Annotated in this window: 14 protein-coding genes; 10 read left to right on the top strand and 4 right to left on the bottom strand. The window is 64.7% G+C overall.

The features are described 5' to 3' along the window. Nucleotides 1–56: 56 nt before the first annotated feature. The 5 genes from AC5P60_RS17135 to AC5P60_RS17155 all read left to right on the top strand — a co-directional run bounded on the left by AC5P60_RS17135 (nucleotide 57) and on the right by AC5P60_RS17155 (nucleotide 3,501). On the top strand, nucleotides 57–533 hold the full coding sequence (locus AC5P60_RS17135) for a hypothetical protein (protein WP_005413845.1): 477 nt from the start codon (nucleotides 57–59) through the stop codon (nucleotides 531–533). Nucleotides 534–629: 96 nt separating this feature from the next. Beyond that, nucleotides 630–899, top strand: coding sequence for a hypothetical protein (locus tag AC5P60_RS17140; RefSeq protein ID WP_033833174.1), 270 nt, complete (start codon nucleotides 630–632; stop codon nucleotides 897–899). Between the two features lie 125 nt (nucleotides 900–1,024). Continuing rightward, on the top strand, nucleotides 1,025–1,270 hold the full coding sequence (locus AC5P60_RS17145) for a hypothetical protein (protein WP_024958240.1): 246 nt from the start codon (nucleotides 1,025–1,027) through the stop codon (nucleotides 1,268–1,270). Between the two features lie 97 nt (nucleotides 1,271–1,367). Then, complete coding sequence (locus tag AC5P60_RS17150; protein WP_005410137.1) at nucleotides 1,368–1,616, top strand: hypothetical protein; 249 nt, start codon at nucleotides 1,368–1,370, stop codon at nucleotides 1,614–1,616. Between the two features lie 181 nt (nucleotides 1,617–1,797). Further along, on the top strand, nucleotides 1,798–3,501 hold the full coding sequence (locus AC5P60_RS17155; protein WP_483693784.1) for an ATP-binding protein: 1,704 nt from the start codon (nucleotides 1,798–1,800) through the stop codon (nucleotides 3,499–3,501). On the opposite strand, the gene AC5P60_RS17160 is transcribed toward AC5P60_RS17155, so the two are convergent. Next, a complete protein-coding gene (locus AC5P60_RS17160; RefSeq protein ID WP_483693783.1) occupies nucleotides 3,498–5,033 on the bottom strand; it encodes an FAD-dependent monooxygenase in 1,536 nt (511 codons plus the stop codon). The genes AC5P60_RS17155 and AC5P60_RS17160 overlap by 4 nt on opposite strands. Before the next feature lie 82 nt (nucleotides 5,034–5,115). Here AC5P60_RS17160 and AC5P60_RS17165 point away from each other — a divergent pair, with 82 nt between their 5' ends. The 3 genes from AC5P60_RS17165 (at nucleotide 5,116) to AC5P60_RS17175 (ending at nucleotide 8,334) form a co-directional block, all read left to right on the top strand. Beyond that, entirely contained in the window at nucleotides 5,116–5,760 is a 645-nt protein-coding gene (locus tag AC5P60_RS17165; protein ID WP_414497663.1) for a TetR/AcrR family transcriptional regulator, read from the top strand. Nucleotides 5,761–5,833: 73 nt separating this feature from the next. Beyond that, nucleotides 5,834–7,975 carry a TonB-dependent siderophore receptor gene (locus AC5P60_RS17170; RefSeq protein ID WP_495201788.1) on the top strand — a complete coding sequence of 714 codons (2,142 nt, stop codon included), beginning with the start codon at nucleotides 5,834–5,836 and terminating at the stop codon, nucleotides 7,973–7,975. A 161-nt stretch (nucleotides 7,976–8,136) separates the two neighbouring features. After that, nucleotides 8,137–8,334 carry a hypothetical protein gene (locus tag AC5P60_RS17175; RefSeq protein WP_005410142.1) on the top strand — a complete coding sequence of 66 codons (198 nt, stop codon included), beginning with the start codon at nucleotides 8,137–8,139 and terminating at the stop codon, nucleotides 8,332–8,334. 110 nt (nucleotides 8,335–8,444) lie between these two features. Here AC5P60_RS17175 and AC5P60_RS17180 read toward each other — a convergent pair whose 3' ends face one another. The 3 genes from AC5P60_RS17180 to AC5P60_RS17190 form a co-directional block, all read right to left on the bottom strand. Then, nucleotides 8,445–9,767 (bottom strand): Smlt3024 family type IV secretion system effector, encoded by a 1,323-nt coding sequence (locus AC5P60_RS17180; protein ID WP_483693781.1) that lies wholly within the window; start codon nucleotides 9,765–9,767, stop codon nucleotides 8,445–8,447. Nucleotides 9,768–9,789: 22 nt separating this feature from the next. Beyond that, entirely contained in the window at nucleotides 9,790–10,653 is an 864-nt protein-coding gene (locus AC5P60_RS17185) for a Smlt3025 familytype IV secretion system inhibitor (protein WP_033833181.1), read from the bottom strand. Nucleotides 10,654–10,804: 151 nt separating this feature from the next. Beyond that, entirely contained in the window at nucleotides 10,805–11,152 is a 348-nt protein-coding gene (locus tag AC5P60_RS17190; RefSeq protein WP_005410145.1) for a winged helix-turn-helix transcriptional regulator, read from the bottom strand. A 101-nt stretch (nucleotides 11,153–11,253) separates the two neighbouring features. Between AC5P60_RS17190 and acuI the strand changes: the two genes are divergently transcribed. Then, on the top strand, nucleotides 11,254–12,243 hold the full coding sequence (acuI, locus tag AC5P60_RS17195) for an acrylyl-CoA reductase (NADPH) (protein WP_049452193.1): 990 nt from the start codon (nucleotides 11,254–11,256) through the stop codon (nucleotides 12,241–12,243). Nucleotides 12,244–12,389: 146 nt separating this feature from the next. Further along, on the top strand, nucleotides 12,390–12,710 hold the full coding sequence (locus AC5P60_RS17200) for a hypothetical protein (RefSeq protein ID WP_033833183.1): 321 nt from the start codon (nucleotides 12,390–12,392) through the stop codon (nucleotides 12,708–12,710). Nucleotides 12,711–12,730 lie beyond the last annotated feature (20 nt).

Consider the following 12,730-nt stretch of genomic DNA (forward strand, 5'->3'; position numbering starts at 1 on the left):
ATCTGCAGGATCGGCGGCAGTTCCGCCGCCGGTCGCAGCATGGAGACGGAACCCACGTGGCAGCAGGATCGACCAGGAACCGGGAGAAGCTGCTCGATGACCTGCTCTCGCTGGGCCGTAACTGGGCGCTGGCGATCGCCATCGCAGGTGCCGGGGCAGCAGTTCACTACAGCGAGTCGGTGTACGAAGCAGGACTCTGGCGAGGCCTGCTGCCTACCATCTGCTTCCTGGTCGCGATCATCTGGATCGTGCTCAGCATCATCCGCTTCGACCTGACCCTCCAGCAGCACTTCGAGCGCAAGCGCACGCGCTGGCTCAGCCGCCTGCTCTATGTCGTGCTGCTGGGTACCGGCATCACCGCCGTGTTCTTCGTGACCGAACTGGCGTCCAACAACCACATCGCAAGGATGTGCGACGCCGTGGCCAACGAACCGGCCAGCCGGATCCACCGGTCCGCCGAGTGCCAGCGCCTGTACCAGCATCGGGCGGCGTACCGGCAGCGGCTGGAATCGGCCGAGGGCGAGTTCGACTGAGCCGGCTGCGCATCGCGTGCGCGAAAAACACATGGCGTGGATATGCGGTCGGGCACAGTGGCTGCGCCTCCCTCGCAGCGAACGAACGCCGCCGACATGCACCACCCGCCTGCCCCTGCCCGCCACGATGCCATCGCCCTGCAGGCAGGCGTACTCGGCAGTTTGCTGGGCGTGACGCTGTTCAAGGCGATCGCACTCTCCGCACCGGCCAGTGGATCCCTGATCGTGATCGGGCTGTGGCTGCTGGCCTGCGCGTTGCTGGCTGCCTGGGCACTGGCCGCCTGCCTGGCCTGCCTTGCGCTGAGCCGGCGCGTATTCGTGCTGATGCTGGCGCTGAGCATGATCCTGATGATCTGCGTCGCCTGACAGCAGCAGGCGCCGGACTATCGCGCATCTGTTACAGAATAACAAGTGCGGTTGGACGGATTGCTCGTGCCCGGGGTCACGGATTTGAATTCCATGGCCAGCCCGGCACCACCCGAGACCTCCCCATGATCCTGCAGCCCCTGCTTCGCGCCTCCCTCACTGCCTTTGCCCTGGCCACGCTCAGCGCCTGTGCCACGTATGACGACAGCAACATGCACCAGGCCTGTCAGGAGTCGCCGCATCTGAAGGACCTGCCACCCGAAGTGGCTGCCCGCGAGAGCCGCTGCAACAAGAGCATGGAAGTGTGGTCGAGCGAGCGCAAGGGCAGTGACAGGCCGATCGACCTGAGCGGCAAGAAGAAGGATCTCTGAGCCGCCGGGCATCTTGATCGTTCCAATGCATGCGGATGACCAGCCCGTCACGATCGGGGGGGCAGGATAAGGCCTCCCCATCACGACGACTTTCCCGATGCCGGCCACTGGTCACCCTGTCATCCATGCCTTTGAAGCTGTGTTCGACCTGTCTGGCGGGGTGGAGCGCATTACGGCGCTCACTGTCATCTGCCGGCATTGCTCTGAAACCCGCTCGGCCAGCGAAGACAATCTGGTCCAGCTGCCGGGCGGCGCCTTGTTCCGCTGCGACGGATGCGGCAGTCATCAGGCGGTGAGCCATGCGCGGGTTGCCGATTGGCAGGTGAATTCGCTTCTGGGTGTCTGAGGCTGCAATACGACGGTGCCACGACGCAGGCCGTTGGCGCAGGGATGATGGTGCAGTCAGAGGCCGCCCCGTGAGCCACCTCGTCCGCCCGAAGGGCCGATGACGGCCGGGGCAAAGGAACTGTGCAGGGCGCAATGACATCACCTCGGCTAAGCTGCGGCACCTTTCTTCGCGCACGGCCATGCATCCCTTCCCCCTTCCTGTCTCGGCACCCGATCAACTCGCCTACCGACTGCTGCAGGACAGCGACTGGGCCCGTTCCGCCGACGCGACCAACGCTCCTCCCGAACTTCGCGCTCTGCTGGCGATGATCCTGGATTCTCCGGAGCCGCTGTGGATCGCATGGGGCCGCGACAACAAGGCGTTCTTCTTCAACGATGCCTACCTGCCGATGCTCGGCGGCAAGCTGCACGGCGCCATGGGCAGCCGATTGGAAGACGTCTGGGCGGACGTCTGGGCCGACGTCGTCGATGCTGTCAACGACGCCTTCGGCGGTACAAGCCGCAGTTTCAAGAACATGCCGTTGATGATGGACCGTGATGGCACGTTGCGCGAGACATTCTGGACGTTCTCCTACTCGCCGCTGCGTGCCGGTTGCGGAGGCGTGGCCGGCATCATCTGCATGGTCAGCGAGCAGACCGAACGGGTGATCGAACGCGACCGGCACGCCCGCCAGGTGGCGGCCATCACCGAGCAGGCACGCGAGGCCCATCTTGAACTGGTACGCGCCCGCGAACAGCTGCGGCAGTCGCAGAAGCTGGAGGCCATCGGCCAGCTGACCGGCGGCGTTGCCCACGACTTCAACAATCTGCTGCAGGTCATCACCGGTTCCGTGGACATGCTGCTGCATACCTGGCCGGCCGAAGATGCGCGCCTGCGCTATGTACAGGCGATCGAAACCGCCGCTGACCGCGCCACTCGCCTGACCGCCCAGCTTCTGGCGTTCTCGCGCAGGCAGAGCCTGTCGCCGCAGGTATTCGACCTCTGCGAGAGCGTACGCGCGCTTTCAGACATCATCACCACAGTGCTGGGTGCACGCATCTCCGTGTCGGTGAACCTGCCCGACGCCCCGTTGCCGGTGCTGCTGGACCGGACCCAGCTCGACACCGCACTGATCAACATCGCGGTGAACGCGCGCGACGCCATCGACGGCCACGGCAAGGTGACGATCGATGTGGAACAGCTGGCATCGGTGCCTTCCGTACGGTTCGCGGCGCCGATGAAAGGCAACTTCGCTGCGATCAGCGTCAGCGACACCGGTGCCGGTATCGATCCGTCCGTGGTGGACCGGATCTTCGAGCCATTCTTCACCACCAAGGGAGTGGGCGCGGGCACCGGGCTTGGCCTCAGCCAGGTTTTCGGCTTCGTCAAGCAGTCCGAGGGCGAAGTGGACGTACAGAGCCAGGCCGGTGTCGGTACGCGCTTCACGCTGTATCTGCCGCTGGCGCAGGCAAACGCCTCCATCGAGCTGCCGACCGCGCAACCGGGATTGCTGCATGGTCACGGATTGTGCGTGCTGGTGGTGGAAGACAATGTGGATGTGGCCGAATTTGCAGTCGGTGCGCTGCGCGAGCTTGAGTACAACGTCGTACTCGCGCGCAATGCCGACGAAGCACTGGCGGAGCTCGAGCGCGACGCTGCCCGTTTCCACGTGGTGTTCAGCGACGTGGTCATGCCCGGGACCAATGGGCTGGATCTGGCCCGCACCATCCGCAGCCGCCTGCCCGATCTTCCGATCATCCTCACCAGTGGCTACAGCGAACTGCTGGCCCGCGATCCAGGCCACGGTTTCACGCTGCTGCGCAAGCCCTACTCACTGAAGCAGCTGGCCTCGGTGATGACCGAGGCCAGCTGTCGCTCGCAGACGATGGTGACTGCGCATTAGCCGGCAGAACACCGGGTCGGACCGGTCCAGGAAGCAAGCGCTGAATCGAGGCCGGACATATCCCCTTGCGTGCCACAGGCCCAGGCAACGATGCCATCCGGGCGCACCAGCACCGCCTCCAGGCCCGACGCCACATCCCCGGTATCTGCAGCGCAGGCGATGGAAGGCTGCCAGCGTCGGCCATGCTGCGGCGGCGAAGAGGCCGGGTCGAAAACAAGCAGCGCCCCCTGCCCCGCTCTCAACAGTTCGCCCAGACGGCGGCCATCGACCAACCGGAATTCCGGGGCGCTCCTGCCGACCAGCGGGTGGTCTCCGTCAAGATCCAGCTGCTGCGAAACACCCCAGATCCGCTCGGCCAGATACGTGGCCCCATCGCGGGTGCCGGCCAGGTCGGCCATGATCGCTGCCAGCGCGCGCGAACCGGGCCCGGGTCGCATCAGCGCAACCTGCGCGCGCGACCAGTCCAGCACCTTGGCACCCACCGGATGGCGCTCCGCCTGATAGCTGTCCAGCAGCGCCTCATCGGCCTTGCCCCGCGCTACGGCGGCCAGCTTCCAACCGAGGTTCATCGCATCGCCGATGCCGAGGTTCAGTCCCTGGCCGCCCAACGGCGAATGCATGTGCGCGGCATCACCTGCCAACAGCACACGTCCGCTGCGATAGGCCGTCGCCTGGCGCGCAGCATCGGTCCATGTCGTGGCCAGGTGCAATGCAGTGATCGTTGCCTCGCGGCCAGACACCCGCCGCAGCAACGCTTGCGCGGTGAGCCGGTCCAGTGGCGTGCGATGGCCGGCGCCACCATCGAAATCGGCCAGCGCCAGCATGCCTGGCGGGTTGAAATTGCACATCCCGTGATCGGTGAACTGTCGGCCTGTTGTGAGTACACACCCATCTGCCAGTTCGACCAGCAGCGTGTAACCGGTGAACTCTGGCCCGGTTCCAGCGAAGAGGAAGCCCGATTGTTTGCGTACCGTGCTGCGGGCCCCATCACAACCGACCAGCCAGCGGCCGTGGACCCTGCCGGAGCCGGTGTGCACGGCAACCTGCGCCTCGTGCGCATCCACCGCCTGCACCGCACGCCCGCGTTCGATGCGCACGCCCAGCGCAGTCGCACGTTCGGCGAACACCGCTTCCAGGGCCTGCAACTCCACCGCCATCTGGGTGCCCGCCGGTGTCGGCAGGCGCCAGCTCCAGCGCGCCTGGTCCACATCGTCCAGTGCAAATGGAATGCCCGCGAAGTGCCCACCCAGCGCACGCGGCTGCGCCAGCCAATGGGCGGTGCCGGGCGGCGGCGCGCCCTTGTCGGGCTTGAGCACCTGCGTCGCGGCGACCGCGTCCAACAGGCCGCGCCGATCCAGCGCCTCCAGCGTGGGGGCGTTAAGGCCGCGCAGCCCGAATGGCAGGCGCTTCAACGGCGAACCGGCGGACCCGGCCTGCTCCAGCACCAGCACCGAACACCCGGCCAGGGCCAGTTCGCAGGACAGGAACAGGCCAACCGGGCCAGCACCGGCAATGACGACGTCGTACAGCATCGAGATTCCTTGTGAGCGCCGGGTCGGCGATCTGGCGGATCAAATGTTACACTCGGTGTACGTTTTCACAAGTGAACCGCCCATGGCCCCGCCTCCTGGCCGCCGCGAACAACGCAAGGCCGTGACCCGACAAACGATTTCGGACGTCGCGACCGAGCTGATCATCCGGCGCGGCTTCGAGGCCGTCTCCATGTCCGAGATCGCCGAAGCCGCGGGCGTCTCACGCAAGACGGTCTTCAACTACTTCGCCAGCAAGGAAGACCTGGTGTTCGACCGGGATGAGGAGGCGCGCACGCTGCTGCGCGAGGGCATGATGGCGCGCAGCGGCCTGACCCCGCTCGCGGCCTTCCAGTCGCTCGTTCGTGAGCTGCTGGAGGCCGGCCATCCGCTGCTGCGCATCAATGCCGGCGCTGTCGCCTTCTGGGGCACCGTGGCGGAGAGCCCGGTACTGGTCGCGCACGCGCGACGGCTGCAGGCGCAGTTGACTGACGATCTGGCGCGATTGATGGCCCACGCTGTCGGCCGGCCCGAACATGACGCCGAAGCGCGACTGGGCGCGGCCATGCTGCTGGCGTCGATGGTGGCGGCCTATGAGAAAGGACTGGCAAGCCAGCTGCAGGGCAAGGACCCGCGTGAGGCCATGCGGCAGCTGATCGTGCGCGGTGCCACCGGGGTACTGGTGGCCTTGGCGGGCACCCCGTATACGGACCCCGGCGCGCGTCCATAGCGCATCCGGGGAATAGGCGTCGAAGTATCGCAAATGCTAATCTTTCTCATTTGCAGACACGTGACCCTCCCCAATGCCCCTGCCCATGCCCCTGCAACGCACCCTGTGCCTGGCACTGACCCTGCACGTGGCGCCCCTTGCGCATGCAGCTGAGTCCTCCGCTGCCGCACCCAAGGATCTGGACAAGGTCGAAGTCCGCGGACGCGCACAGACACTGTATCGGGTAGACGATGCCGCGGTCGGCACCCGCACCGATACGCCCCTGGAGCTGGTCCCACAGTCGATCCAGGTCATCCCGCGTGAACTGATCGACGACCAGGCCGCGCGCCAGGTGACCGACCTCTATCGCAGCATCAGCGGCATCAGCTATTTCAGCTATGCCGGGGTGACCCTGCGCGGCTTCCGCCAGGAGAACGTGCTGTATGACGGCCTGCGCGGCGACCCGTACGCAGGATTTTCGGTGCCGCAACTGTTCAACATCGAGCGCGTGGAAGTGCTGAAGGGGCCGGCAGGCGCGCTGTATGGCGGGGGTGATGCGGGCGGTGTCATCAACTACGTGACCCGCAAGCCGAAAGCCAGCGCCGAACGCCGCATCGAGGTCCAGCTCGGCGACAAGGACTTCCGTGCCGGATCGATCGAGGGTACCGGGCCATTGAATGCCATCGGCAGCGTACGCTATCGCGCCGGGCTCTATGCCGACAGTGAACAGGGCGTGCGCTGGAACACCGACAGCGAGAGCGTGATCGGCGACGCCTCGCTGGCCTTCGACGTTGGCCAGACCGGCGAGCTGGTGCTGCAGTTCACCGACATCACCCAGAACCTTGGCGGCAACCGCCTGCGTGGCGTGCCGGTCAACGATGCAGGCACGTTCCTGACCGACCGCCGCTGGAACCACAACGAGGCCAGCGACTTCCTCGACATGCGCGCCAAAGTGGCGCTGGCGCACTACCGTTTCGCGCCGAGCGACACTCTGGACCTGGACTTCGCCGCCCGCTGGTTCAGCAACAACGAACACCAGATGTACCACGAGCCGATGGGCCTGATCGATCGTGACCGCGATGGCGTGGCCGAGTGGATGACCCGCCAGCTGCGCAACCAGATACGCGACAACGAAGCATTCACTGCCAACGGCAATGCCGTCTGGCGGGTGGCCACCGGCACGGTTGAGCACAAGGTGCTGTTCGGCGCCGATGTGTACCAGCTGGATGCGGATTTCACCGCACAGACCGCGAACAGCGCTGACCTTGCGCGTGGCGCCGGGCCGGTGCGCGGCATCGACCTGTTCAATCCCGTGTACGGCGCCAGTACCTGGCACGACTACAACCTGGCGGCCCTGCCCTGGCGCAGCACATCCACCCGCAGCAAGCGCCATGGCGGCTACCTGCAGGACGAACTGGCACTGGGCCCGCGCTGGCATGTGCTGGCCGGGGTGCGCTGGGATGGCTTCAAGGATGAGGATCGCATCACTGGCAACAGTGTGGATGGCAACGATCTCAGCTGGCGGCTGGGCAGCACGTTCACCGTGCGCGAGGGCCTGAACGTCTACGCCAACGTCGCCAGTGGTTTCGTGCCGCAGAGTGCCTCCAACCAGAACCCGGCCGCTGGCGGACCGTTCGATGCCGAGCGCAGCAAGCAGTGGGAAGTAGGCATGAAGTCGCTGCTGGCCGACCGTGTGGCCTTGAACATGGCGGCCTACCGGATCGACCGCAGCAACATCGTGCAGGCCACCGGCGAGGTGATCGGTGGCGTGAACCAGTTGGCCGCGCTGGGCCTGGTACGCAGCACCGGCATGGAGCTTGACCTGCTGGCCGACCTCAGCGAGCGCTGGGTGCTGAATCTGACGTACGCCTACAACGATGCGCGGGTGAAGGACGCCGGCCCGAATGGCATCACCAACGCCTCAGGCGACCGATTCGCCAATGCGCCGCGCTACAAGCTGGGGTTGTGGACGCGTTATGACCTGCCGGCGATCAACTCCGCCATCGGCTTTGGCGCGGATCACGTCGGCGAACGCGTCAGCCTGGATGGGCAGACGGTCAAGGCCTACACCGTGTTCGACGTGAGCTGGAAGACCACGTGGAGGCAGTGGCAGTTCCAGGCCAACGTCAAGAACCTGTTCGACAAGGTGTACGCGGCCAGTGGCTTCATTGAACGCAACGGGCATTTCCCCGGAGATCCACGGCGGGTGTATGTGCAGGCGGCCTACAGCTTCTGACCGGAAGCACGTGTAGCGTTGATCCACTGCCGGCAAGCAGATCGTTGCCTGGCACTGGTCCACGCCTGTCCGAAACCGTCGGCACTTCCAGTCACTTGTGCACGATCTCCTCCGCCTGTAGCGTTGCCGTTGCCCAAGGAGGGCTATCAACGGAGTGAAGCATGAAGATTGGATTCAAGCTGTCTGTTGCTATTGCGGCTGCTGCACTGACCCTGGGAATCGGCAGTGCCTCCGCGCAGTCCCGCTGTACCCCTTGCTACACCGCGTATGACGCGTGCCTGGCGGCGGGTAATGGCGAGAAGGTCTGTTACCCGGCGTTTGCTCGTTGCCTGCGGAACAGTGGCTGCACCATCCCGTAAGTCACGCACTGCCGTGATGCGTGCCGGCCCCCATTTCGGGGGCTGGCATTGGCTGGCAGGCGCTGCGCCTTACTACTGAAAAGGTTCCATATGCGACTGGCGGTGTGATTTCATCCCATCCGCATCGCATGGTTCTCGCGCGCCTGCACATCAATTTCCTGCTGGCGTTGCCCGGCAGTCTGCTGGCGCTCCAGGTCGACCGCTTTCATCTGCTGCAACGACTGCGCAACCGGCGTCTGTACTGCTATATCCGTGGGCATTGAAACGCGCAGGTGGGCGGGGTCGGTCATTTCGCCCTGCACCACGAACACGTTCCGCCCTGCGGGAGCGTCGGCCGTCTGGGCACTCAGCAGCACGTGATCGGCGCGTTCAAGCTGGTTGCGGCGGGCCAAGGCCATCACGCTCGCCACAAGACGCTCGCTGTTCTCATCGTGGGTACGTCCCGTGCTGGCATCGATCGCGGCCACGCCTTCGCGCACCTGCTGCAGCAATGTGTACTCACGGTGGCCAGGACCAATGTCGGCCAGACGGGTCGGCGCCTGTGAGGGATCCGGCACGTCGTCCACGGCTGCGGTAAGCGGGCTGCGGGTAATGGTCCGATATGGGTCGTCCGGGTGGAACTGGGTTCGCTTCTCCAGGCGCTCCAGACGAAGCTCGCGCGCGTCGTTGAGTTCGGCGATACGTGAGGGATCGGTGATCTCGCGCAGCGACATGTGACCGCCGCCCGCACTGATGCTGGCCCATTTCCTGTCCGCCTCGAAGTACATCGCGTAGTAGCTGTTGCCACCGATGACGTTCGGATCGACCACCGAGCGCCCTTCCAGGGCCTGGGTGGCTTCCAGCACGCTCAACCGGGTGAGGTACTGGCCGCCTTTCGTCCATCCCATCTGGCTGATGGCATCGACGCTGGTGTTGCCTACACGCGGGCCTCCGGCGTAGTCATTGTTGAGCATGTTGGTCCAGATCTGTTCCAGCTTCGCGGGGCCGCTCTTCTGCTCAGCCGCCTGCAGCAACACGCGCGGCGTCCAGCAGTTGGGATCAAGTTCATGCCGTTCAAATGCCCGGTCGTGAGCCAGCATTACATCCTTGCCGGGAAGATTCAGTGCCAGGTCTGGACGCCCCTGCTCCATCCAGTACAGGCGTCGCTCCAGGTCCTGGCGCAGAAGCGTCTGCCCAAACATCTCCCATTGGCGCTCGCTCAGCTGCGCATCGGGAAAGCCGGAGCCCTTGCCCTCCTGATCGCGGGCGTAATCCTGCGCGTAGCTGTTTGCAACGCGGCCTGGCAGGCTGTCGTTGCGAACAACACCCAGCGCAAGCGTGCCATAGCCATCCGCATCTGGCAGCTGCGACAGATAGTTCCAGTACAACTCGCGGTTTCCGGCCTTGGCGTAGCTGGCCAGAATCTTGAGATTCTCTTGCGTCAATCCACCCATAGCCTGCTCCTGAATGCACTCACTACCGGACGCGGGAGCGCGCGAGAACATCCCGCACCGCATCTTCCATCCGCTTCCAGTCCGCCAGGAAGGCCCGCTTGTAGTTCAGCGAGATGGAAAGCTTGTTCTCCACATCCGAGAAATAGTGGAAGCACCCCGCGGCGGCTTGTCCTTGCTCACTGATGACCTGATCGCCTTGCAGGCGAACGCCATCCCCCCGGAACGCCGGGCTTTCGCATTTGATGAATGTGGTCAGGCCGCCGTTGGGAGCGCGCGCGATGTACCAGTCATCTTCAAAGGCAGGATTGCGCGTGGGCGGTTTTCCATAGCGTGCTTCGTATTCCTTCGAGAAAACCCCCATCCTCGTTTCATCGATGGCGTAAGGCGTCAGGCCCATGACGTCGGGCCGCGCAATACGCAGATCGAGCCGATCCCGAGGATCCCCTCGCTCCACCGATCCTTCCTCGGTGGATGCCTGGTTAGAGGACAATCGCTCCAATGATGTTTCGATTGGCGCGCGATCGATGTAATCGATCGCCACAGCAATCTCCTTCCGGAAATCATTCGTACGCGGATTCGCCCGCGCACCCGGCGCCGTCGGCTTCATGTCCGGCCACTCGATGACCAGCGTCACGCCCTCGCCCGGCCACGGTGCGATCTGGCTGTCCAGGTAGTTGGCCGGAATGCGGAAAGTGTTCGGCCCGAGCTTCACGTCGACGGGCGCATCGGTATAGGTGTGGCCGTTGATCGTGCGGCCGGTCTGGGTTGCGCCGGACATGGCGGGATTCCTTTCGTGTTCGTTGGACGGTGGCCGCGCACAGGCGCCGGCACTCACTGCCACGGCAAGTGCAAGCGTCAGACACCGGCTGGGGGACATCACGTGCATGGGCATTCCATTGCTGGGTTCCAGCGCCACTATAGGCAACCGAGCGTCCACGGAACAGGAACCGCATCGCAGCCCTTCATGAAACCAGGCTGCGCGCCACATGCGCTGCCTGCAGTACTGCGGATACTGCTTCGTCACTCCACTCCAGGTCTCAGCCGTTGCTGTCCGTGCCTTTATGGCCGCGATAGGTTTCACCCCACTCGCGCATGGCAAGCAGCACCGGCACCAGCGTGCGACCGAACTCGGAAAGCTCGTACTCCACCTTCGGCGGCACTTCCGGGTACACGTGGCGGATCACCACCCCGTCAGCCTCCAGTTCCCGCAGCTGGCTGGTCAGCATGGACTGGGTGGCGTTGGGCACACGCCGGGTCAGCTCCATGAAGCGTCGCTTGCCTGTCATCAGGTGAAACAGAATGATCGGCTTCCACACGCCGCCCATCACCGACAGCGTGACTTCCACCGCGCAACCGCTCTTGCCATCCCAACGCCTGCTACGCATGCATACTCCGGAAAACCATAGTACCTACGGAAATTTATCGTTCTTGTTGCGATAACGGTGCGAGCCTAGCATGGCCCCATTCCTTGAATGTGAGGCCCAGCATGACGTTCAAAGCACTGCTCACCCGCAAGACGAACAACCAGGTTTCGACCGAGCTGGTCGATTTTGATGAAGCTGATCTGATGGACGGCGACGTTCTGGTGGACGTCGAGTACTCCACGCTGAACTACAAGGATGCGCTCGCCCTGACCGGCAAGAGTCCGGTCATCCGGACGTTCCCGCTCATTCCCGGCATCGATCTGGCAGGTGTGGTGCTGGAATCCAGCAGAGCCGACTTCCAGCCAGGCGACCGCGTTGTGCTCAATGGCTGGGACCTGAGCATGGGACATCACGGCGGGCTGGCCCAGCGCGCGCGCGTGCGGGGCGAATGGCTCAACCGGATTCCCGGCAAGTTCAGCACCCGCGACGCCATGGCCATCGGTACCGCAGGCTATACCGCCATGCTGTGCGTACTGGCCCTCGAACATGCGGGGCTGACGCCCGAAAAGGGCGATGTGCTGGTGACCGGCGCCAACGGTGGCGTCGGTTCGATCGCGGTGGCGATCCTCTCAAAGCTGGGCTATCGCGTGGTGGCCGCCACCGGGCGCCCGGAACACGCCGGGTATCTGCACAGCCTGGGCGCCGCCGAGATCATCGATCGCGCGCAGCTTTCAGAACCGCGCGAGCGGCCGGTGAGTGCCGAGCGCTGGGCCGGGGTGGTGGATGTGGCCGGTGGCCCTACCCTCGTCAACGCCATTGCCGAGACGAAATATCGAGGCGCCGTGACCGCCTGCGGGCTGGCGCAGAGTGATGAGCTGCATGGCTCGGTGCTGCCCTTCATTCTCCGCAACGTGACGCTTGCCGGCGTGGATTCGGTGAATGCGCCGCAGGAGGTTCGCCAGCGCGCCTGGGATCGGCTTGCCACCGACCTGGACCCGCAGAAGCTGGAAAGCACCGTGCAGCAGATCGGCCTCGCCGAGGTGCTGGATGTCTATGAGCAGATCATCCCGGGCAAGGTGCGTGGGCGGATTGTCGTGGATGTGAATGCGTGAGCAGGTCGTCTGGATCAACTGCATCTGATGCAGCTTCCATGCTGCGGCGAATGGTGAACATGCAGTGAAACGACGCGGGCGGTGGTGTCCCCAAGCCCCTGCCGCTCGCATACGCTCGGGTTCCCATCGCTGCCTGGACACCCGACATGCCAATGACTGCATTCGCGCTTGCCGCTGCGCTTTCGGGCCTGGCCGACATCACCTGGGAGCGCGAGCGCGCCGAGGATGCGCACCAGCTCATGCTGTGCCAGATCCATCGCGATGCGCTGAAGCAGAACGAGGGCAAGGACGATGCCTATCCGCGTGCCAAAGCGGTCTGCGACCTGCTGGCACGCGAGTACAAGGACAAGTGGGATTTCGATGCGCAGGATGCCCTGGCCGCTTCGGCGGTGGATCTGGATGAGCTGATCCGACGCGGTGATGTGGTGGAAGTACCGCCGACGAAGCAGGATCGCGCCTACGAGTGATGCCTTGCCCGCGAGCGAGG

It is taken from the genome of Stenotrophomonas sp. YJH_SMC_120 (assembly GCF_059368675.1).

Excerpts from the sequence above, each read along its gene's own strand:
- AC5P60_RS17140 (WP_033833174.1), top strand. The coding sequence starts at position 630 with ATGCACCACCCGCCTGCCCCTGCCCGCCACGATGCCATCGCCCTGCAG.
- AC5P60_RS17145 (WP_024958240.1), top strand. The coding sequence starts at position 1,025 with ATGATCCTGCAGCCCCTGCTTCGCGCCTCCCTCACTGCCTTTGCCCTG.
- AC5P60_RS17150 (WP_005410137.1), top strand. The coding sequence starts at position 1,368 with ATGCCGGCCACTGGTCACCCTGTCATCCATGCCTTTGAAGCTGTGTTC.
- AC5P60_RS17155 (WP_483693784.1), top strand. The coding sequence starts at position 1,798 with ATGCATCCCTTCCCCCTTCCTGTCTCGGCACCCGATCAACTCGCCTAC.
- AC5P60_RS17160 (WP_483693783.1), bottom strand. The coding sequence starts at position 5,033 with ATGCTGTACGACGTCGTCATTGCCGGTGCTGGCCCGGTTGGCCTGTTC.
- AC5P60_RS17165 (WP_414497663.1), top strand. The coding sequence starts at position 5,116 with ATGGCCCCGCCTCCTGGCCGCCGCGAACAACGCAAGGCCGTGACCCGA.
- AC5P60_RS17170 (WP_495201788.1), top strand. The coding sequence starts at position 5,834 with ATGCCCCTGCCCATGCCCCTGCAACGCACCCTGTGCCTGGCACTGACC.
- AC5P60_RS17175 (WP_005410142.1), top strand. The coding sequence starts at position 8,137 with ATGAAGATTGGATTCAAGCTGTCTGTTGCTATTGCGGCTGCTGCACTG.
- AC5P60_RS17180 (WP_483693781.1), bottom strand. The coding sequence starts at position 9,767 with ATGGGTGGATTGACGCAAGAGAATCTCAAGATTCTGGCCAGCTACGCC.
- AC5P60_RS17185 (WP_033833181.1), bottom strand. The coding sequence starts at position 10,653 with ATGCACGTGATGTCCCCCAGCCGGTGTCTGACGCTTGCACTTGCCGTG.
- AC5P60_RS17190 (WP_005410145.1), bottom strand. The coding sequence starts at position 11,152 with ATGCGTAGCAGGCGTTGGGATGGCAAGAGCGGTTGCGCGGTGGAAGTC.
- acuI (WP_049452193.1), top strand. The coding sequence starts at position 11,254 with ATGACGTTCAAAGCACTGCTCACCCGCAAGACGAACAACCAGGTTTCG.
- AC5P60_RS17200 (WP_033833183.1), top strand. The coding sequence starts at position 12,390 with ATGCCAATGACTGCATTCGCGCTTGCCGCTGCGCTTTCGGGCCTGGCC.